Source organism: Streptomyces sp. MMS24-W38, from assembly GCF_059889265.1.
Genome location: NZ_JCBCPP010000001.1, coordinates 1,975,801 through 1,995,988, shown reverse-complemented (window position 1 = coordinate 1,995,988; position 20,188 = coordinate 1,975,801). Strand labels below are relative to the sequence as shown.

The 20,188-nt window shown below is 72.5% G+C and carries 19 protein-coding genes and 1 pseudogene; 8 read left to right on the top strand and 12 right to left on the bottom strand.

The genetic code is table 11. The features are described from left to right. Window positions 1-236: 236 nt before the first annotated feature. Both AC6F7H_RS07765 and AC6F7H_RS07760 read right to left on the bottom strand, forming a co-directional pair. The gene (locus tag AC6F7H_RS07765; RefSeq protein WP_500756088.1) at window positions 237-1,427 is read right to left on the bottom strand and encodes an SPFH domain-containing protein; all 1,191 of its coding nucleotides are present in this window, start codon (window positions 1,425-1,427) and stop codon (window positions 237-239) included. A gap of 89 nt (window positions 1,428-1,516) precedes the next feature. Further along, window positions 1,517-1,744, bottom strand: coding sequence for an NfeD C-terminal domain-containing protein (locus AC6F7H_RS07760; protein ID WP_500756087.1), 228 nt, complete (start codon window positions 1,742-1,744; stop codon window positions 1,517-1,519). 238 nt (window positions 1,745-1,982) lie between these two features. On the opposite strand from AC6F7H_RS07760, the gene mshB reads away from it, so the two are divergent. From mshB to AC6F7H_RS07745, 3 genes are all read left to right on the top strand, one after another. Continuing rightward, the gene (gene mshB, locus AC6F7H_RS07755) at window positions 1,983-2,876 is read left to right on the top strand and encodes an N-acetyl-1-D-myo-inositol-2-amino-2-deoxy-alpha-D-glucopyranoside deacetylase (protein WP_500756085.1); all 894 of its coding nucleotides are present in this window, start codon (window positions 1,983-1,985) and stop codon (window positions 2,874-2,876) included. Further along, entirely contained in the window at window positions 2,873-3,310 is a 438-nt protein-coding gene (locus AC6F7H_RS07750; RefSeq protein ID WP_500756084.1) for a DUF6113 family protein, read from the top strand. Before mshB ends, AC6F7H_RS07750 begins: the two co-directional genes overlap by 4 nt. Window positions 3,311-3,505: 195 nt before the next feature. After that, window positions 3,506-5,722: a hypothetical protein gene (locus AC6F7H_RS07745; protein WP_500756083.1), complete on the top strand. Its 2,217-nt coding sequence runs from the start codon at window positions 3,506-3,508 to the stop codon at window positions 5,720-5,722. Between the two features lie 88 nt (window positions 5,723-5,810). Here the strand turns inward: AC6F7H_RS07745 and AC6F7H_RS07740 are convergent, their stop codons facing one another. Continuing rightward, window positions 5,811-6,239: a DUF7144 family membrane protein gene (locus AC6F7H_RS07740; RefSeq protein WP_500756082.1), complete on the bottom strand. Its 429-nt coding sequence runs from the start codon at window positions 6,237-6,239 to the stop codon at window positions 5,811-5,813. Between the two features lie 75 nt (window positions 6,240-6,314). Next, on the bottom strand, window positions 6,315-6,758 hold the full coding sequence (locus AC6F7H_RS07735) for an SHOCT domain-containing protein (protein ID WP_500756081.1): 444 nt from the start codon (window positions 6,756-6,758) through the stop codon (window positions 6,315-6,317). A gap of 161 nt (window positions 6,759-6,919) precedes the next feature. On the opposite strand from AC6F7H_RS07735, the gene AC6F7H_RS07730 reads away from it, so the two are divergent. The 3 genes from AC6F7H_RS07730 (at window position 6,920) to AC6F7H_RS07720 (ending at window position 9,072) form a co-directional block, all read left to right on the top strand. Then, on the top strand, window positions 6,920-8,329 hold the full coding sequence (locus AC6F7H_RS07730) for a DUF2252 domain-containing protein (protein WP_500756079.1): 1,410 nt from the start codon (window positions 6,920-6,922) through the stop codon (window positions 8,327-8,329). A 174-nt stretch (window positions 8,330-8,503) separates the two neighbouring features. Continuing rightward, window positions 8,504-8,857 carry a DUF6247 family protein gene (locus AC6F7H_RS07725; protein ID WP_500761705.1) on the top strand — a complete coding sequence of 118 codons (354 nt, stop codon included), beginning with the start codon at window positions 8,504-8,506 and terminating at the stop codon, window positions 8,855-8,857. Next, window positions 8,854-9,072 (top strand): hypothetical protein, encoded by a 219-nt coding sequence (locus AC6F7H_RS07720; RefSeq protein WP_500756078.1) that lies wholly within the window; start codon window positions 8,854-8,856, stop codon window positions 9,070-9,072. Before AC6F7H_RS07725 ends, AC6F7H_RS07720 begins: the two co-directional genes overlap by 4 nt. Window positions 9,073-9,124: 52 nt before the next feature. Here the strand turns inward: AC6F7H_RS07720 and AC6F7H_RS07715 are convergent, their stop codons facing one another. From AC6F7H_RS07715 to AC6F7H_RS07690, 6 genes are all read right to left on the bottom strand, one after another. Beyond that, window positions 9,125-9,322 carry a DUF8691 family protein gene (locus AC6F7H_RS07715; RefSeq protein WP_500756077.1) on the bottom strand — a complete coding sequence of 66 codons (198 nt, stop codon included), beginning with the start codon at window positions 9,320-9,322 and terminating at the stop codon, window positions 9,125-9,127. Between the two features lie 140 nt (window positions 9,323-9,462). Continuing rightward, window positions 9,463-12,132 carry a winged helix-turn-helix domain-containing protein gene (locus AC6F7H_RS07710; protein WP_500756076.1) on the bottom strand — a complete coding sequence of 890 codons (2,670 nt, stop codon included), beginning with the start codon at window positions 12,130-12,132 and terminating at the stop codon, window positions 9,463-9,465. Window positions 12,133-12,344: 212 nt separating this feature from the next. Continuing rightward, window positions 12,345-13,994, bottom strand: coding sequence for an MFS transporter (locus AC6F7H_RS07705; RefSeq protein WP_500756075.1), 1,650 nt, complete (start codon window positions 13,992-13,994; stop codon window positions 12,345-12,347). Between the two features lie 235 nt (window positions 13,995-14,229). Next, the gene (locus tag AC6F7H_RS07700; protein WP_500756074.1) at window positions 14,230-14,703 is read right to left on the bottom strand and encodes a MarR family winged helix-turn-helix transcriptional regulator; all 474 of its coding nucleotides are present in this window, start codon (window positions 14,701-14,703) and stop codon (window positions 14,230-14,232) included. Window positions 14,704-14,768: 65 nt separating this feature from the next. Beyond that, window positions 14,769-15,620 carry a SirB1 family protein gene (locus AC6F7H_RS07695; protein ID WP_500756073.1) on the bottom strand — a complete coding sequence of 284 codons (852 nt, stop codon included), beginning with the start codon at window positions 15,618-15,620 and terminating at the stop codon, window positions 14,769-14,771. A 17-nt stretch (window positions 15,621-15,637) separates the two neighbouring features. Beyond that, window positions 15,638-16,666, bottom strand: coding sequence for a GNAT family N-acetyltransferase (locus AC6F7H_RS07690; RefSeq protein WP_500756072.1), 1,029 nt, complete (start codon window positions 16,664-16,666; stop codon window positions 15,638-15,640). 140 nt (window positions 16,667-16,806) lie between these two features. Here AC6F7H_RS07690 and fdxA point away from each other — a divergent pair, with 140 nt between their 5' ends. Together fdxA and AC6F7H_RS07680 are read left to right on the top strand one after the other, a co-directional pair. Continuing rightward, complete coding sequence (gene fdxA, locus AC6F7H_RS07685) at window positions 16,807-17,124, top strand: ferredoxin (RefSeq protein WP_055572727.1); 318 nt, start codon at window positions 16,807-16,809, stop codon at window positions 17,122-17,124. 187 nt (window positions 17,125-17,311) lie between these two features. Next, window positions 17,312-18,409 carry a bifunctional succinyldiaminopimelate transaminase/glutamate-prephenate aminotransferase gene (locus AC6F7H_RS07680; RefSeq protein ID WP_500756071.1) on the top strand — a complete coding sequence of 366 codons (1,098 nt, stop codon included), beginning with the start codon at window positions 17,312-17,314 and terminating at the stop codon, window positions 18,407-18,409. A gap of 127 nt (window positions 18,410-18,536) precedes the next feature. On the opposite strand, the pseudogene AC6F7H_RS07675 reads toward AC6F7H_RS07680, so the two are convergent. Both AC6F7H_RS07675 and AC6F7H_RS07670 read right to left on the bottom strand, forming a co-directional pair. Beyond that, a pseudogene (locus tag AC6F7H_RS07675) lies at window positions 18,537-18,797 on the bottom strand (ATP-binding protein); the annotation flags it as partial. Window positions 18,798-19,132: 335 nt separating this feature from the next. Beyond that, a complete protein-coding gene (locus tag AC6F7H_RS07670) occupies window positions 19,133-20,185 on the bottom strand; it encodes a VldE C-terminal domain-containing protein (RefSeq protein ID WP_500756070.1) in 1,053 nt (350 codons plus the stop codon). Window positions 20,186-20,188: the final 3 nt, after the last annotated feature.

Below are 20,188 nucleotides of genomic sequence, written 5' to 3'. Positions count from 1 at the left end.
ACACCGTCCCAAAACCGTGAGCACTTTGGCCATCACTGTCCTGATGTCGATCGTTTGAGTGCTTAAGTGACACATGTTCGCCGACTGCTCACGGTTTTCGGCAAGGCACCCGTCTCCGGCCCCGCAGTGTCGGGACCGCAAAGACCCCTGCACCACCCGGCAGGGCGGGCACGGGTCGTGCGTGAGCGAAGCTTCCCGGCCGCAGGCCGTGAGCGGGTCCGGGTGCAGGGCTGCCGTTACGGGGTCGGGCCGGGGATCCGTAGGTTGCTCTTTCCGTTGACGTTGGGGTCCTTCGTGTTCTGGAGGGTGTCGAGAATGGCCAGGCCCTGGCTCACCAGGCCCGCGGCCATCTGGTTGACGCCCTCGGTGCCGTTGAGGACGGTGAGGTGGGCGCCCGACATGCCGCGGGCGGCCGCGTCGGCGAGGGCCGGCAGGTTCTCCACCACACGGTTGGCGGCGATCAGTTCCTGGTTGCCGTCGCGCAGCGAGTGGGCGCGGGCGGTGTTCGCGTCGGCCTGGGCCTGCGCGAGTGTCCGCTCGGCGTAGGCGTTGCCGTCCGCCTCGAACTTGGCCTTGTCCCGGGCGGCTTCGGCCAGGGTGCGCTGCCGGTACGCCTCGGCGTCCGCCGGGCGCCTGACCTCTCCTTCGAGGCGCTGGGCCGCCAGTTCGGCCCGGCGCTTGGCGAGCGCGGTCTGTTCCTCGATGACCTCGTGAGACGCCGTGGCCTCGGCGAGCGGGCCGGCCTGGGCGGCTCGGGCCTTGGACTGCTCGGTCTCGGCGAGGAACCCGGCCCGCTTGATCGCGGTGTCCCGTTCGTACTCCGCCTTGAGGGCTGCCGCCTGCTGTTCGCGTTCGGTCGCCTCCTGGTCGGCCTTGGCCTGGGCGATCCGCGCCTGGCTGGCGACCGCGGCGGCGTGCGGGGCGGCGAGGTTGTTGATGTAGCCGGTGGCGTCCTCGATCTCCTGGATCTGGAGCGCGTCGACGACGATGCCGAGTTTCTCCATCTCGCTGTGACTGCCCGCCATCACCTCCTGGGCGACCCGGTCGCGCTCCCGGATGATCTGCTCGACGGTCAGTCCGCCGACGATGGACCTGAGGTGTCCGGCGAAGATCCGGCCGACGAGCTCCTCCATCTGTTGCTGTTCGGAGAGGAAGCGGCGGGCCGCGTTGGCGATCGAGACCGCGTCGTCGCCGACCTTGAACACGCAGACCGCGCGCACGTGCAGCTGGATGCCCTGCTGGGTGACGCAGTCCTCCGCGATCTCCGCTTCCCGCAGCGCCAGGGACAGCATGCGGGCCTTCTGCTTCACCGGCAGGACGAAACTGCCGTGACCTGTGACGATACGGAACTGCGTCTCCTGCGCCTGTCGTTTCGTGCCGGAGATGAGCATGGCCTCATTGGGCGCGGGGACCTGCCAGAACAGCATGAGAGAACTCCCGTCGAGCAGCGGGACGCGACATGTTTTCAAGACCTTTGCAGGGCCGTTCAGAGCTGTTCAGGACCGCTCAGGACCGTTCAGGCCGGCAGCGGTTCGACGATCACCGAACGCGCCGAGAGGGAGTCGACGACGACGACCCGTACGTTCCTTGCGAGGGGGGTGTTGGTACGCGACCACGCCGCGTAGGTCTCCGAGCCCCCGCGCACAGCCACCAGGACCTCGCCCGGTCCGTCCGGAGGAATCCCCACGGTGATCCTTCCGATCGCTCCGACCGGACTCCGGGAGGACTCGTCAGCGCTGGGCACGGGCCCTCTCGCCGGGCATACGCCTCATGATCACAGGCGATCACCTCCGGCCCTCTCCTCGATCGGGAACGGCTGCGGCACTCGAGCCGACGGCGACGATTCTCCCGATGTCTTCACGGTACTCCCGCCCGGCAGGGGGCGGGCCGTGATGGGTGTCCGGTGGGGGAGGGGCGGGACCTGGAGGAGGTGGGACGGCGCCGTGCCCGTGGGGAGGCCGGGCTCCTCGTAGGCTGGGCCCATGACGGAACTGCCCTCTCGGCGGATGATGCTCGTGCACGCTCATCCGGACGACGAGTCGATCAACAACGGCGCCACCATGGCCCGGTACGCCGCCGAGGGCGCGCACGTGACGCTGGTCACCTGCACGCTCGGTGAGCGTGGCGAGGTCATTCCACCCGAGCTGGCCCACCTGAGCGGTGCCGCCCTCGGGCAGCACCGGATGGGTGAGCTGGCCGAGGCGATGCGCGCGCTCGGTGTCGACGACTTCCGGCTGCTCGGCGGCGCCGGGCGCTACAGCGACTCCGGGATGACGGGCCTGCCCGACAACGACGATCCCGGGTGCTTCTGGCAGGCCGACGTCGACCAGGCCGCCGGTCTGCTCGCCGAGGTGATCCGAGAGGTACGGCCCCAGGTGCTCGTCACGTACGACGAGCGCGGCGGCTACGGGCACCCCGACCACATCCAGGCGCACCGCGTCGCCATGCGCGCCGTCGAGCTGGCCGCGAGGGCCGCGGAGGACGGCCGGGGCGGGTGGGACGTCCCCAAGGTGTACTGGAACCGGGTGCCCCGCTCCGTCGCCGAGGCGGCTTTCGCGCGTCTGGACGAAGAACTGCCCGGGCTGCCGTTCGACAAGGCGGGCAGCATCGGTGACGTACCCGGTGTCGTCTCCGACGTGCACGTCACCGCAGAGGTCGACGGCACGGCGTACGCCGCCGCCAAGGCCGCCGCGATGCGCGCGCACGCCACCCAGATCACGGTGGCCGAACCGTACTTCATGCTTTCCAACGAACTCGCGCAGCCGCTGTTCACCACCGAGTACTACGAGTTGGTGCGCGGAGAACGCTCCGTCGGCCGGGAGAACGACCTGTTCGCGGGAGTGGGCACCGGAGCCGGTGCGGAGGAGGCCTCGTGAGCGACCGGAGCGACCGGAGCGACCGGGGCCGGCCCACCTCGGTGCTGGCCCAGCCGCTGCGACTGCCCTCCGCCGGGCGGCTCGCCGCCTGCCTGGGGCTGTTCGTCCTAGGTGCCGTGGTCGGTGTGGCCGGGGCGTTGGTGCAGCCCGCCTGGTTCCCGGGCGGGCTGCTGCTCGCCCTCGCGGGCGAGGCCGGGCTCTGTCTCGGCGCGGGCCTCGCCCTCCGCAGCCGGGCGGGGGCCGCGTCGGCCGCCGGTGGCTGGGTGATCGTCGTCCTCCTGCTCACCGCCAGCCGTCCGGAAGGTGACTTCCTGTTCGCCGCGGCAGCCGGCTCCTACCTTTTCCTGTTCGGCGGCATCGCCGTCGCTGTGATCTGTGCCACCCTCGTGCCGGTGCGGCAACCGGACGGCCGCACCGTCCGACTTGGGAAGTGACGTACCACTTCGCCGCGGTACGCGCGTGCGGGTCCCGTGCGGGTTTCCCCGACGGTCCTGAGAAACGGGCCGGATGCGGCCAGTATGGTGGTGCGCGCGCCGCTGAGCCTCCCCGCACTCTCGGCTCCGGTCGAGTTGGGGGGGACCCCACCGTGAGGTCGTGACGGGCGGCGGAGCCAACCGGGAGAACCTGCCTTGAGTCGTGAAACTGACACTCCGTCCACCGGGCCCGACGGGCGCGGCGGAGCCGCGTACCCGTCGGGCACTCCGCCCTACGGGATTCCGGCGGTTCCGGACGAGGCGACGGCCGCGGGCCGTCCGGCCGCGCGGTCGGACGAACGGCGTCCGGACGAACGCAAGACCGAGACCACCCTGACGACCAGAATCCGGATCAACATCCCCGGATCGAGGCCCATTCCGCCGGTCGTCGTGCGCAAGCCCGTCACGGACGGCGAGGGAACGGACGACGGAGACACCCAGTCCGACACCCGTGCCGAGGGGCAGGCGCCGGCGCCCGGTTCGCCCGGGCCCGCGGGCACCGGTACGGGTACCGGCCCCGGTTCCGGTTCCGGCGAGCCGCCCGCCGTGGCGGCTCCGGGCGCGCAGTCCGGCGGCTCGGGGCAGCTGGTTCCGCGGCAGGCGGCCCCGCAGCAGTCGGCCCCGGCGGAGAAGCCGACCAGTGACTGGTTCGCGCCCCGCAAGTCCGGTGCGGGCAAGGGCGGTACGGGCGGCGGCTCCGGCAACGGGGCGGGTGCGCCGAGCGGTTCGGGTTCCGCGGCGCCCGGGGGCGGCCCCTCCGGTGCTTCCGGCGCCGGTGCGCCCGGTGGTGCGCGGCCGGGTGGACGTCCGGCCGGCGTGGTCGGCGGCATGAGCGTGACGAGCGGCGGCGCCCGGACCGGTGGTCCCGGCGGCACGAACGGTTCCGCACCCGGCGCCGGGGTCGGCGGGTTCTCCGGCGCGACCGGCGGCCCGGTGGCCCCCGGGCACGGCGGCGGCACCGGTTCCTTCGACGTGACCGAGGCGCTGGCCGGTGGCGGCCAGGCCGGGCACTCCGGCCTTCCCGAGCAGCCCGGTGCGTCCAGTCCGTCCGGTCCGTTCGGGCCGCCCGGCCAGTCCAGGTCGGCGCTGTACCAGGGCGGGCCCGAGGGGCCCACGACCGGCCCGGTCACCGGCCAGGGGCCGATGGTCCCGCCGCGCGGCAGCGGCCCCCACGGCGCGGGCGGCGGGCTGAGCGACGACACCGCGAGCCTCACCCCGCAGATCCACGCTCCCGGCCAGGAGGCCCCGGGCTACGGCGCCCGCCACGACAGCGTCTCCGGGTACACCGGCACCAGGAACGCCCCGGTCGTCCCGGCGAGCGCGGCCTTCGACGCGGACACCCCCGCCGGTGGCCGTGGCCCGCTCACGCCCTCCAGGTTCCCCGAACCGGTCACCCCGACCCCGCCCCCGGCGACGTCCTCGAAGCAGCCGAAGAAGAAGGGGCGCAACAAGCTCGCCCTGATCGGCGGCGGCGTGGTCCTCCTCATCGGGGTCGCCTACGGCGCCGGCCTGCTGATGAACCACTCCGACGTACCCAAGGGCACCACCGTGCTCGGTGTCGACATCGGCGGCGGCACCCGCGACGAGGCCGTGAAGACGCTCGACAAGGCCCTCGCCGAGCGGTTGAACAAGCCGCTCGAGCTGGCCGTCGGCGACAAGACCGTCGAACTGCAGCCGGACAACGCCGGACTGCAGCTCGACACCGACGCCACCGTCGGCGACGCGGCGAAGAGCGACTACAACCCGGTCTCCGTGATCGGCTCGCTCCTCGGCAACAGCCGCGTCGTCGACCCCGTCATCCCCGTCGACGAGGAGAAGCTGCACGCAGCCCTGGAGGCCGCGGGCGGCGGCTCCGGCAACGACGGCACGATCACGTTCGAGTCCGGCAAGGCCGTCGCCGTCTACGGCAAGCCCGGCGCGGGCATCGACGTCGACAAGTCGACCGACGCGGTCGAGGCGGCGTACCGGGCCCAGGTGGAGACCGGTTCCTCGTCCCCGGTGAAGGTCCCGACCACCACCCAGGAACCCACGGTCTCCAAGGCCGAGGTCGACCGGATGATGAAGGAGTTCGCCCAGCCGGCGATGTCCGACCTGGTCACGGTCCAGACCGATGCCGCGCACACCATCGCCTTCAGCCCGGAGAAGTCGCTCTGGAAGTTCCTCGGCGTCAAGGCGCAGGACGGCAAGCTGGTCGAGTACTACGACCGGAAGGCGCTCGAGGAGCTCTACGGCGACACTTTCGACGGCGTGCTGATCACCCGCGGCAACGGGGAGAAGACCCCGGTCACCGTCGAGGACGTGATCGGCGCCCTGCGCCCCGCGCTGCTGAGCACCGGCGACCGCGTCGCCGTCATCGAGACCGACCCCAGCTGACCCGGACCGGCCCCGGCCGTCGCGCGCTGTCCGTCGCGCGGCGGCCGGGGCCGAGCGCTGCCCGGCACGCTCCGGGCGAGCGGCTGCCTCAGACGTCCCCGGGACGCACCAGGCACAGGGCCCAGATCATGAAGCCGGAGAGGGCGATCATCACGACCGACCAGACCGGGTAGTACGGCAGCGACATGAAGTTGGCGATCATGATGAGCCCGCCGATCGCCACACCGGCCACCCGCGCCCAGGTCCTGGCCCGGAAGAGTCCCATGCTGATGAGGACGGCGACCGCACCCAGGATCAGATGGATCCAGCCCCAGGACGTGAGATCGAACTTGAAGACGTAGTTCTGGGTGGTGACGAAGACGCTGTCCTGGGCGATCCCGGAGATGCCCCGGACGATGTTGAGGATTCCGGCGAGCAACAGCATGACGCCGCCGAAGACGGTCAGTCCGCCGGCCACCTGGTGTTTGGTGGACGGTGTGTGGGTGCGTGCGTGTGCGTGCGGGGCGTGTGCGGTCATGTCGCCACCTCATTCCGTCGTGTGCGGTCGGGGTCCGGGGGCGTCGGGGCGGGTCCGGGGCGGGTCCGGGGCGGGTCAGCGGGCGTGCCCGGAGCCGTGGCCGCTCAGCACCAGCTCCTTGGCCCGGTCGAACTCCTCGTCGGTGAGGTCGCCGCGCGAGCGGATCTCGGACAGCCGGTGCAGTTCGTCGGCGGTGCCGGTCTGCGTGCCGTGGCCCGCCGCGGTCTCCCGGACGTAGCTGTCGAACGCCTCCTGCTGCGCGCGGGCCTGCGCGATCTCCCGGCGGCCCATGTTCTTGCCGCGGGCGATGACGTAGACGAACACGCCGACGAAGGGCAGCACGATGACGAAGACCATCCAGCCGGTCTTGGCCCAGCCGTTCAACGAGTCGTCCCGGAAGATGTCGAAGACGACCCGGAACAGCAGCACGAACCACATGACCCACAGGAACAGCAGCAGCATGGTCCAGAAGGCTCCGAGCAGGGGGTAGTCGTACGCGAGGTACGTCGCGGGGCTCATGGCTCTCCTCCGTCCGACGCGGGGATGCGCGCCGGTTCCAGGCTGCCCACGGCGGCGACCGTGCCGCCTCACCCCCGACGGGTGATCCCGGCCGGGTCCGGAGTGCGGTGCGCTGGAGAACGGACGTACGCCGAAGCCAGCCGAAGCCAGGAGGCCGGACCATGACCGCACCGAGCGCCGTCGCCGCGGCCCTCTCACCGGCCGAACGGGCCGAGCGGGGCCGGACGGCCCGCAAACGCGTCCCCCGCTCGGCGCACGTCCTGTTCGCCCCCGGCCCCGACCGCTTCGACCCGGTCGACGTGCTCGTGCGCCAGTCGGCCACGCGGGTGCCCGAACTGGTCCCGATCCGGTACGGGCGCATGCTGGAGTCGCCGTTCCGCTTCTACCGGGGCGCCGCCGCGATCATGGCCGCCGACCTCGCCACGCTGCCGCACAGCGGGCTGGAGGTGCAGCTGTGCGGCGACGCGCACCTGCTGAACTTCCGGCTGCTGGCCTCGCCGGAACGGCACCTCGTCTTCGACATCAACGACTTCGACGAGACCTTCCCGGGCCCCTTCGAATGGGACGTCAAACGGCTCGCCGCCAGCCTCGTCATCGCGGGCCGCGCCAACGGCTTCTCCGAGCGGGAGCAGAACAAGGCGGTCATCGCCTGCGTACGGGCGTACCGCGAACGGATGCGGAGCTTCGCCGGCATGCGCACCCTGGACATCTGGTACGCCCAGGACGACGTCGACCGGATGCGGGAACTCCTCGCCTCCTCCCTCGACCGGTCCGTCCGGCGCCGTACCGAACGGGCCGCCGAGCGGGCCCGCGCCCACACCTACGTCCAGGCCGTCGACCGGCTCACCCGGCTCACCCCCGAGGGCCGGCGGATCACCCCGGACCCGCCCCTGATCACCCCGCTGCGCGACCTGCTGGCCGACGAGCCCGGACGCGACGAGGAGAGCGAGCTGCGCTCCGTCTTCGAGGGATACGCGGACACCCTGTCCTCCGAGCGCCGGCATCTGCTCCGCCGGTACCGGATCGTGGACACGGCCCGCAAGGTGGTCGGCGTCGGCAGCGTCGGCACCCGCTGCTGGATCCTGCTCCTGCTCGGCCGGGACGACGACGACCCGCTGCTGCTCCAGGCCAAGGAGGCGCAGGAGTCGGTGCTCGCGCCGTACACGGAGGGCGAACGCTTCGACAACCAGGGCCGCCGCGTGGTGACCGGGCAGCGCCTGATCCAGACGACCAGTGACATCTTCCTGGGCTGGACCCACGTACAGGGCCTGGACGACAGGGAACGGGACTTCTACGTGCGCCAGCTGCGGGACTGGAAGGGCATCGCGCGTCCGGAGACCATGGACGCCGGGACGCTCGCCCTCTTCGGGGGCTGGTGCGGAGGCAGCCTGGCCCGCGCCCACGCCCGCTCCGGCGACCCCCTCGCGATCGCCGCCTACCTGGGCACGAGCGACCGTTTCGACCGGGCCCTGCCCGACTTCGCCCAGGCCTACGCCGACCGCAACGAACGGGACTTCGAGCAGCTCGCGACCGCCGTACGCTCCGGGAGGCTCACCGCCGAGAGCCTCTGACGCGCGTGCGGTCGTATGCGCGAACGGGGAGTGCGCCCGACCGGCGCCATACCCACCTCAGACGTCACGGACGCGTCGAAGGATCGCTTCTCCCTCACTCGTTCGAGCGGTGAGGAAGCGCTCATGCCCGATACGCTGACGCCCGGGATCAGAATCGTGCCCATGGGAGCAGCCATGACTACCTTCGCCGCCGGGCAACCACTCATCCCCCAGCCGCCTGCCACGGTTGCCGCGTTGCGCCAGGCGGTCGGCCAGATCGCGCCCGCAGCACTGCCGGCCTTCACCCGGGAGTTGGATCAGGCGGCTGACCAGTCCCGGCAGAGTTGCGACCTGACGCCGCTCCAGCGGTTCATCGGCCAGTGGGCCGTTCATGTCCATATCCAGCGTTGGCCCGAACTGGCAGCAGACCTCCGACGCTGGGAAGACATCGTCGAGTCAGGCGACGCGACTCAGGCACGAGAGGCCGCTTCTGAGATCGGCCGAATCCTGGACACAGCTCACGCGGCCATCGGTCTCCCGGCCCTGTGAGCACGGACTGGCGCTGGGAATACGACCACGACCACGTGGTAGCCGGCATCCCTGTTCACGTCGTGGCTGAAGTGGAACGCCTGACCGACCAGCTCGTCGACCTTGCCGGTATGGGCATCGACCTCAGCGACATCGGCAACGGCCCTCGACCGGGCGGTCCGAGGCGCATGGATGCCGCCGGCGGCTGGTTTCTACTTCCTGGTGGCACCACGTGACCCGCTGATCATCGTGGTCCGTATCGTGCCGCCGTTCGACGCGCTGTAGGCGTCACTGGGGGGTCGGGCGCATCTCGACCACGCGGAGGCCCAGGGAGCGCAGGCGGGCCAGGAGTCCGTACAGGTGTGCCTCGTCGACGACCTGGCCGAACAGCACGGTCTGGCCCCGCATCACGACATGGTCCAGCTCGGGGAAGGTCTCGGTCAGCGTGTCCGACATGTGTCCGTCGACGCGGATCTCGTACTGCATGCGCCCCTCCTCCCACGGCTCGGGAGCGGCGGCAGACTGCCGCCACCCTGCGATCGTCCACCCCTCCCGGCCGCCCCGCCCTCACCCGCGGCAGGTGAGCGGGGGAGTGGCGGCGGGCGGCACGCGCGGGGCGGCCGTGCTCACAGCAGCCGCAGGTCACGGGCCCGGCGTACGGCGTCGGCGCGGCGGTTGACGTCGAGCTTCCGGTAGACGCTCTTGAGGTGGGTCTTCACCGTGTTGACCGACACGTACAGGTCGGCGGCGATCTCCTCGGTCGTCATCATCCGCGCCAGCCGCCGCAGCACGTCCCGCTCCCGGCCGCTCAGCTCCTCCACCACGGGCGGCACGGCGGGCGGCGGCACGTCGGCGGAGCCGGTGACGAGCCAGCCCGCGGCCAGCCCCCGCAGCGGGTCCGTGTCCAGCAGCGGTGCGATCCACGGCCCGGCGTCCACGAAGGGGCGGCGCAGATGCCCGTGCCGGGCGCCGCGCAGCGCCACGGCGAGCCACCGGCGGGCGGTGGCCGGGTCCCCCGCCAGGTGCCCGTTCCAGGCGCGTACCAGTGCGGCCCGCACGGACACGCCGGGGCCGGTGCGGCCCGCGCCCTGCAGCGCGTCGAGGAGTTCGGCCGCCTCACCGGGACGGCCCGCGGCGAGCTGCATCCTGGCGGCCTCCACGACACAGGCCGGCTGGTCGAGGGGCACCTCGTGGAGCGCCTCGGCGACCGCCTCGGGCCGTCCCTCGGCCAGGTGCGCGGCGGCCTCCACCAGCGCCACGTGGCCCCGCACCCAGGGGGAGGGCACCTCGGCGGTGACGTCCGGCCGGGCCGCCCGGACGGCGGCGCGCGCATCACCGCGGGCCAGCAGCAGCCGGGCCGCGGCGATGGCCCGCCCGGCCAGCGCCACCGGGTCGTGCGAGACGTCCCCCTCCGCAGGGGTGACCGCCTCGTCGAGCAGCTCCTGTGCCCGGTCCAGCTCGTCGCGGTCCACCGCCACCGCCGCCAGCACCAGCCGCTCCATGCCGGTGCCGGGAGGGCCGGGAAGGCTGTACCGCGCGGTCTCGGCCAGGGCCTGGGACGCCTTGTGCTCCGCCCGGCCGGGCCAGCCGTTGAGCTGGTCGATCAGTGCGAGCTGGGCCAGGGCGTCCTCCCTGGGCAGCGCGGTCGACGCCCCCTCGGGCCCGGTGGCGACCGCGGTCAGGGCCGTCCGGGCGTCCTCGAAGCGGCCCGCCCACAGCCGGGCCGAGCCCAGATGGGTCAGCAGCAGCGCGGTGAGCTCGGGATGCCGGTCCAGCAGGTCGGCGGGTACGGCACCGCGCAGCTCCCCGGCCAGCCGGGCGGCCCGCTCCGCACGCGCCGAGGACGCCGTCAGCCGGGCCGTCAGCACCTCCAGCAGCGCCCAGCACAGCTGCGCCGCCGCCGGGTCCGCGGCCCCCTCGGCCAGTTGCCTCCCGGCGCGCTCCAGATGGGCCGGCCCCCGGTCCAGATCGCCGCGGGCGAGGTCGCGGGCCGCTCGTACGAGTTCCGGCGCGGGGCCCGTCGCGTCGGGCGCCATACGGGAGAACAGGTCGTCCAGACCGGCCGAGCGCAGCCCGGTGAACAGCTGTCCGATGGCCAGATCGGAGACCAGGGTGCCGGCGGCGAAGTCCCAGTCACCGGCGGCGGCGCCGTGGACGAGGGTCTCCGGGAGGAATCCCGCGTCCTTCAGCCAGCGCGCGGCCCGCCGGTGCAGTTCCGGTGTCAGACCGGGGCACCGCACCGCCAGATGGGCCCGCAGGATCTCCGCGAACAACGGGTGCAGGCCGTACCAGGAGTGCCCGAGGTGCTGCACGAAGGCGTTGCGGTGGTGCAGGGAGTGCAGTACGGGCCCGGCGTCGGAGCGCCCCGTCAGCGCGTTCGCGAGGTCGGGGCAGAACCGCTCCAGGACACTGATCCGCAGCAGCAGGTCCTGCGTGTCGGGCGGCTGGATGTTCAGCACCTCGGCCAGCAGGAAGTCGGCCACCGTGCTCTGCCCGGCCTCGAACTCCTTCAGATACGTCTCCGGGTCGGGGCTCTCCCGCGCGGCCAGCGCGCACAACCGCAATCCGGCGGCCCACCCCCGGGTGCGGTCCACGAGGGCGTTCGCGACGGGCGCGGGCAGGGACAGTCCGTGCCGGTCGAGGAGTTCGCCCGCCTCCCGGGCGGTGAACGCCAGTTCCGCGTCCCGGATCTCCGTCAGCTCCCCGGCGGCCCGGTAGCGGTGCAGCGGCAGCAGCGGTTCCGTACGGGACACCACGACCAGGCGCAGGCCCCCTCCCGCGTGCCGCAGGACGAAGTCCAGCTGGGCGGCCGTCTCCGGCGCGGCGACCCGGTCGAACTCGTCGAGCACGAGGACCGCCGGCCGCCGTGCTGCCGTCGGGCCGCTCAGTTCGGCGGCCAGCCGGTTCAGCAGCACCTCGTCCACCCGGCTCGGATCGGCGGGACAGCCCGCCGCCGCGGGGACCGGCACCCCGGCGGTGTGCAGGGCCCGCAGTACGTACGCCCAGAACACGCCGGGACGCAGATTCGGCGCGTCGGTGGTGAACCAGGCCACGGGCCGGCCGAGACCGGCCGCCCAGTCCGCGACGAGCAGGGTCTTGCCGGCTCCCGCCGCCCCGTTGACGATCGTCAGAGGCGTGGCGAGGGCACCGTCGAGATGCCGGATCAGGCGCTCCCGGCGCAGGAACGTGACCGGTCTCGGGGGGACGGCGTACCGGGTCCGCAGAAACGGGTCCCCCCGGGGGTCGACACCGGGGAGCCCGGGGGTGTCCCGCTCCGGGACGTCGTCGATGGCCATGGCGCTCACCACCCATAGTCGGCCGCGTCACGCGCGGCGCCTCACCTCCCAGAATCCCAGCGTTCGCCCTGGCCCGCGCGCCGCGGCCGTGTCCGCGCGGGGCGGCCCGCGAAGACACGGAAGCGGTGCTGCCGGGTCGAGTCCGACCCGGCAGCACCGCTCCTCGAGGACCGCCCCGCACGCACGCCCACACGCGCGCGTGCACCGTGGCATCAGTGAGCGACGACGGCCACCGCGGGCTCCTCGGCGTTTGCCGACTGGGCACGCATGTTCTTCGCCTCCTCGGCGCGGCTCTTGATGCCGAGGACGGCGGCCACGGCACCGAGGACGCACAGGACGCCGGTGACGGTGACGGCGGCGTGCAGACCGTTGACGAACGCCTGGCCGCTGCCCTCGACGACGGCGGCCCTGAGCTGTGCCGACATGTCGCCGGCGACCGGGGCGATGCCCATCGTGACGGCGTCCTGGGCCTGCTCCAGGCCGTGCGCCGTGTCCGTCGGGACCCCAGCGGCGGTCAGCTCACCGAACAGCGAGGAGCCGACCCGGCCGGCGATCACGGTGACCAGCACCGAGGTACCGAGCGCGCCACCGATCTGCAGCATCGTGGACTGCAGGCCGGACGCCACACCGCCGTCCTCGACCGGCGCGTTGCCGATGATCGCGGCGGCGGTGGCGGGCAGCACGATGCCGACGCCGAGACCCATCGCGATGAACGGCGGCCACATCGTCGCGTAGGACGAGTCGACGGTCCAGGTGAGCATGGAGAACATGGCGGCGGCCGAGAGGGCCAGGCCCAGCGGAATCGTGACGCGTGCGCCGAAGCGGGCGGTCAGCTGGGAGCCGATCGGAGAGGCGAACAGCGACGCGATGGACATCGGCAGCGTGCTGATACCGGCCTCGACCGGCGTGTAGCCCCGCACGTTCTGCAGGTACAGCATGATGAAGAAGATGCCGCCGAGCATCACGAAGAAGTTCAGCAGGGTCATGACCGCGCCGGTGGTCAGCGACCGGTTGCGGAACAGGCGCATCGGCAGCAGCGGGTGCTCCTGCCGGGTCTCGTACCAGCCGAAGACGACCAGGAGCGCCAGGCCGAGGGCGATGGCGCCGAGGGTTCCGGCGGAGGACCAGCCCCACGTCTCGCCCTTGACGATGCCGAAGACCAGGGCGACCATGCCCGCGGCGAGCAGGACGACGCCGGGGATGTCGAAGCGGTGCCGGCCGGTGGAGTTCTTGGACTCGGCGAGGACCGCCGTGCTGAACAGCAGCGCGACGACGCCGATCGGCGCGTTCAGGTAGAAGACCGACTCCCAGTTGACGCGCTCGACGAGCAGACCGCCGACGATCGGGCCCAGCGAGGTCGACACGGCCGAGACCATGCCCCAGATGCCCACCGCGAGCGCGAACCGCTTCGGCGGGAAGACGGCGCGCAGGATGCCCAGGGTGTTGGGCATCAGGATGCCGCCCGCCACACCTTGGAGGGCGCGGAAGACGATGACGCCCTCGATGCTGCCGACCAGGCCGATCGCGACCGAGGTGACGACGAACCCGCCGACGCCGACGAGGTAGTGGAAGCGCCGTCCGAACCGGTCGCCGAGCTTGCCGCCGAGGATCATCGAAGCGGCGAGCGCGATCAGGTAGGAGTTGGTGACCCACTGCAGTTCCGCGGTGCTGGCCCCGAGGTCCTTGCCGATCGCCGGGTTGGCGATGGCGACGACGGAACCGTCGAGCTGCACCATGAGCAGGCCGAACGACACCGCGATCAGCGCGAGCCAGGGGTTGGCCCGGAGGCGCTCGATCATCGACTGCGGGGAAGCAGCCGTGTCGGGGGTGGGGGCGGAGTGATCCACGGGTGTGGACGCCATGAAGAGAGCCGTTTCTTTCTCAAAGGGGGACGAACGAACCGCACGGCGCATGGCCGCGGTCGGGCAGCCGGGTGTACGGGGCCGGGCCGTGAGCGGGGCGGCCCACGGGGAACCGCCCCGAGGCGGCACTGCCTCGGGGATGGACTGCCTCGGGGGAAGGAGGGCGGGGCGGGAAGCCGAACGCTTCACCGCGGGCACACGCTCGACGCGCGTGCCCGTGCCGCTGACGCCCTGGTCAGCGGGCCGCTGAGTGAAGGTGCCGGGTCAGTGCCTTCAGCGCGCCGACGGCGGAACCGAGCGCGTCCAGCTCACCGTCGGTGAGGGACTGCAGCGCCCGGCCGAGATGGCTCTGCTCGAGAGCGCCCACCTCGGCGATGCGCTGTCGCGAGGACTCCGTGAGGTGGAGGCGGGCGACGCGCTTGTCGGCGCCGTCCTGCCGGCGCTCCAGTTCTCCCCGCTCCGTGAGCTGGGAGACCAGCGCGCTGACGTTGTTGGGCTTCATCAGCAGTGCCTCGGCCGCCTCGCGCACCGTGGTGCCCTCGCGCCGGGCGACGAACCTCAGCAGCGCGAGCTGTCCCTCGGGCGGCTTCGGGTGCGGATACTCGCTCGCCACCCGCCGGTCCAGGGCCCGGTGCAGCGCGGGCAGGCACGCCGCGAGCTCGGAGCTCACGTGCGCGACGCGCTGTTCGGGGGCACTGCTTCTGGACACCAGAAGATAATAAGTATCCAGTTATACCTATGTCAAGAGAGGTATGTGATCGGGGCCCCGGATCCTCAGTTGAGCAGGGCCCGTGCCGCTCGGGCCTGGCCTCGGATCCGCTCCGCGGTCGGCTCGTCCACCGCGGACACCACCTCGGCGTACGCCTCCAGCTCGTCCGCGCCGTCGGCGAAGTCACCGCGCTGCACCAGCAGCTGGGCCCGTTCGTACCGCAGCCGGGCCGGCCGGGAGGGGAGCAGCAGGGACAGCTCCACCGCCCACAGCGCCACGTCCGACCGTTCCGGGCGGGCGGACGCCCACGCCCGGATGTTGTTCAGGATGCGCAGGACGACGTCCAGCGGATCGGCCGGCGTCAGCATCGACGCGTCCAGCGGTGCCCCCGTGGCCCCGGCGACCAGCAGATCCGCGTCGGCCCCGGTCAGCACCCGGCCCCCGTCGAAGGGGTCGACGAGCACCTGCTGCTCCGCCTTTCCGAGGCCCACCACGAAATGTCCGGGGAGCGCGACCCCGTACACCGGGGCACCCGCCCGCCGGGCCACCTCCAGCCACACCACCGACAGCAGGATCGGCAGCCCGCGCCGACGACGCAGTACCTCGTGCAGCAGCGACGACTCCAGGCGCCGGTAGTCGCCCGGGGTGCCGTGGAATCCGTACCGCTCGCCCAGCAGCTCCCGCAGCGCCGTAGCCCAGGCGTGCGGGGAGCCGGGCCGGTAGGGGAGCCGGCCGGCCAGCGCGTCCAGCTCGATCTGCGCGACGTCCATGCCCGCCTCGTCCAGCGCGCCGTCCGCCTCCGCGCCGACCAGCAGGCAGAGCGTGGTCAGATCCGGCTGCTCGGAGCGGGCCTCCTCGCTGAACCGCCGCCGCAGCTCGGCGGACCGTTCCGGGGACGGGGGGCAGGGGGAGCGCATAACCGGTCAGTGCCCTCTCACGGCGATCCGTCACCTGCCGGAGCCGGTGAGCCGGGCGCGCGGTAGTGGTGGTACGTGTGATGTGTGGCGAAGCCCATTCTGTCGTACAGGGCGCGGGCTTCCGCGTTGTCCTCCTCGACCTGGAGCCACGCGGCCGACGCGCCCTCGTCGAGCGCCCGCCGGGCCAGCGCCGCCATCACGGCCGTCGCGAGCCCGCGCCGCCGCTGCGCCGGGTCCGCCTCGACCGCCGCGAAGCCCGCCCACCGCCCGTCGACGACGCACCGCCCGATCGCGGCAGGCGCGGGGTCGCCCGGCACGGTCGCGAACCACACGGAGGGTCCACTGCCCAGGACCTTCAGGGCCACCTCGCTCACACCCCTGCGCCGGTAGCGCCTGAGCCACGCCTCGTCGGCCTCCCGGGACAGCACGACCCCGGGCCCCTCGGCCAGGTCGGTCAGGTCGGCGATCGGGGCGAGACCGCCGATCCACAGTTCGGCGGTCACCTCGCGCGCCCAGCCCCGCCGCTCCAGCTCCGCGCACAGCTGCTCCTGCGTGCCCGCGGCGCCGGTCGCCGTCTGGAGGTAGGCGGGCAGCCCCCGGTCGGCGTACCAGCGGCGTACGGCCGTCAGTGCCCCGTCCAGGGGCATGCCCGGGTCGCCGAGCGGCAGCACGGAGTTGGCCCGGCGCGTGTAGCCGGCCGCCGCCCTCAGCTCCCAGTCGCCCAGCCGCTCGCTCTCCACCGGCCGCCACGCCCGCGCGGCGACCCGGGCCAGTTCCTCGTACGAGGCGGCCGGACCGCGCCTGCGGGCCGGTGCGGGCGGTATCACTTTGCCCGCGACCAGCGCGGATTCCGTGATGCGGACGCTTTCCCCGTTCTTCCGTGTGATTCGCAGCACACCGTTGTCCCATGATGTGAGAACTCCGACCGTGTCGGTGAACCTCTCACCCGGCGGGCCATGTTCGATCAAGCTCCGTACGGAAACTCGTTTGCCCACGTCAGCAGCGGTGACGCGGACCTCGAGACGTCCGGCTGCAGAGAATTCCACAGGTCAGTTCACCCCTCCTGTTCGGATCATGCCCGGGAACGGAGATACTAGGGGCGGGCATCGACGACGCCGCGCTCCCGCGCGCCAGGCGGCGGAGCCTGAGGAGGCCCGCCGGCGCCCAATCGAGGAGGAACGACAGCGTGACCTACGTCATCGCGCAGCCTTGTGTCGACGTGAAGGACAAGGCGTGCATCGAGGAGTGCCCGGTCGACTGCATCTACGAGGGCCAGCGGTCCTTGTACATCCACCCGGACGAATGCGTCGACTGCGGCGCCTGTGAACCGGTCTGCCCGGTCGAGGCCATCTTCTACGAGGACGACACTCCCGAGGAGTGGAAGGACTACTACAAGGCGAACGTCGAGTTCTTCGACGACCTCGGCTCGCCCGGCGGCGCCTCCAAGCTGGGGCTGATCGAGCGGGACCACCCGTTCATCGCCGCGCTGCCGCCGCAGGCCTAGAACGCGCTGCTCGCGCATCGGTGGCGGGCCCCGGAGCCCGGGGCCTGTCGGTGCGCGCGGCCCGCACGTCTGTGCCGCCTCGGTTCCGTACGGTCGATCGACCCGATCGCCGTACGGGGCCGAGGCGTTTGCCGTAACGGTGCAGCAGCGCAGCAGCAGTGCCGCACCAGAAAGTGAGCCAGAACCCGTGTCCGCAGTCTCCGACCGGCTGCCCACCTTTCCCTGGGACAAGCTGGAGCCCTACAAGAAGACGGCCGCCGGGCACCCCGACGGCATCGTCGACCTCTCGGTCGGCACCCCCGTCGACCCGGTCCCCGAACGGATCCAGAAGGCCCTGATCGCCGCGGCGGACTCCCCGGGCTATCCCACGGTCTGGGGCACCCCGGAACTGCGCGACGCGCTCACCCGCTGGGTGGAGCGTCGCCTGGGGGCCCGCGAGGTCACCCACCGCCATGTGCTGCCGGTCGTCGGTTCCAAGGAACTGGTCGCCTGGCTCCCCACCCAGCTGGGCCTCGGTCCCGGCGACCGGGTGGCGTACCCGCGGCTGGCCTATCCGACGTACGAGGTCGGCGCCCGCCTGGCCCGCGCGGAGCACGAGGCGTACGACGACCCGACCGAACTGGACCCGACGGGCCTGAAGCTCCTCTGGCTGAACTCCCCGTCCAACCCGACGGGCAAGGTGCTCTCCAAGGCGGAGCTGACCCGGATCGTCGCCTGGGCCCGTGAGCACGGCGTCCTCGTCCTCTCCGACGAGTGCTACCTCGAACTGGGCTGGGACGCCGAACCGGTCTCGGTGCTGCACCCCGACGTCAACGGCGGCTCGTACGAGGGCGTCGTCTCCGTGCACTCGCTGTCCAAGCGGTCCAACCTCGCGGGCTACCGCGCCGCCTTCCTGGCCGGTGACCCCGAGGTCCTCGGACCGCTGCTGCAGATCCGCAAGCACGGCGGCATGATGACCTCGGCGCCCACCCAGGCGGCCATGGTGGCTGCGCTGGGCGACGACGAGCACGTGCGCGTCCAGCGCGAGCGGTACGCGGCCCGCCGCACCGCCCTGCGGATGGCCCTCCTGGGGCACGGCTTCCGGATCGAGCACAGCGAGGCCGGGCTCTACCTGTGGGCCACCCGCGACGAGTCCTGCTGGGACACCGTCGGCCGCCTCGCCGAGCGCGGCGTCCTGGTCGCGCCGGGCGACTTCTACGGCCCGGCGGGCGAGAAGTTCGTACGCGTCGCCGTGACCGCCACGGACGAGCGCGTACGCGCGGCGGTGGAGCGCCTGAAGGCGTGACGCGGAGGGTGTGACGCCGCGGAGTGCGCGACATGCGCGGACGGGGCCCGGGAGAACCCGGGCCCCGTCCGCGTGGGGGCATGCGTACCGGCGCCCGCGCCGGAGCGGCTCAGCCGATCGGCAGCGACGCGGCCGGCAGGGTCTGGGCCGTCGGCACGCCGTCCAGGGGGAGGGAGCCGGTACCAGCGGCCTCGTTGACGACCTGCGTCGTGTCGTTCACGGGACTGGCCAGGTTCGACCCGTCCAGGGCGGTCAGCCCGCCGACGTTCGGGGTGGCCGCCGTCGCGGGGGCCGCGACGGCGGAACCGGCCGCACCGACCCCGGCGGCCGCTCCGGCGGCGACGAGCAGCGCGGCACGGGCGATCCGGCGGGTCAGGGGGAGGGACATGGTGCTCCTTGAGCGGGAGGGAACGATGGCGTGTCCATCCGGACCCGGTGTCGATCTCCGGGCTCGGACGCAGTGACTACCGCTCGAAGGCCGGGAAGGTTGCGGCAGGGCGACGTAAAGAGTTGGCAATGCGCAGCATGATCGGCTGTGTATAAAAACGGACGAACGGTGCGTGGTTCGACGGACCGTCGAACGGTTACGGCGGCGCAACCCCAAGGGATACCGCCGTACCAGGGCTGACGACGCGACGCCCCGCGCGCGCCGTCAGCGGCCCGTACTCCGTACAACCCCTGGGAGCGACCTCTCGCACCGCTGTGCGGCACCACTGGGCGGCGCTACCGTGCGGTCGTGATCCGGACCTCGCCCGCTGCCTCGGTGTCCTTGCCGCCGTTCTTGTCGTTGTTCTTGCCGTTGTTCTTGCCGTCGGCACTGTCCTCGAGCACGCGCCACTGGTTGTCGGCGCCCCCCGCGGTCCACTCCCGCCCGGCGTACGCCACCCGCTCTATGTGCAGCGCGGAGGCGTTGGCCACGGCCCAGTGCGCGAGCTGCCAGCCCTGTGTCCCGGCCTTCCGTCCCGCGTCGGCGTCGGCGCGGACCGACAGCGTCACGGTCCGCCCGTCGGAGTCGACGTCGGCATCCGCCAGGGGCGCGGCGGGTGCGGCGGCCGTGGAGGACGACGCGGGGGAGGGAGCCGGGGAGTCCGCCGTGTCGCTCACCTCGGCACCGGCCGGCTCCAGCGTGCCCCCTCCGAAGTCCCGGGCCAGCGCCGCGCGTACCGCGTCCGTATCCGCCGCACGGGTCGTCCCCGGGCGGCCCTTGCAGGTCAAGGTGGCCGCCGAGTGACCGGTGAGGGCGGCGGCCAGCAGGGTGGCGTCCGGCTCGTGCTTGGCGTAGGCCTGCGGGAAGCCGCTGAGCTGCACCCGCTGCGCGGCGACGGTGAGCGGCAGCCGGGTGTAGCCCGGCACCTTCTCCAGGCCCTCGTAGAACTTCTCCGCCGAGTACACCGGGTCCATGATCTCCTCCGGTGTGCCCCAGCCCTGTGAGGGCCGCTGCTGGAACAGGCCGAGCGAGTCGCGGTCGCCGTAGTCGATGTTCCGCAGCGCCGACTCCTGGAGGGCCGTCGCCAGCGCGATCGTCACGGCCCGCTCGGGCAGTTCGCGCGCGGTGCCCACGGCGGTGATCGTCGCCGCGTTCACCGCCTGCTCCGGCGTGAACTCGTACGTGGCTCCGTCGCCCTTGCCCGACACGACGCGGCAGCCCGGTCCGCCGCCGCCCCCCGAGTCGTACTGGACCACGAGGTAGCCGGCGACTCCGAGGAGAACCACGGAGGCCGCCCCGAAGCGGAAGAGGCGGCCACGACGTTTGGAAGGAAGAGGTGGCTCTGACACGCG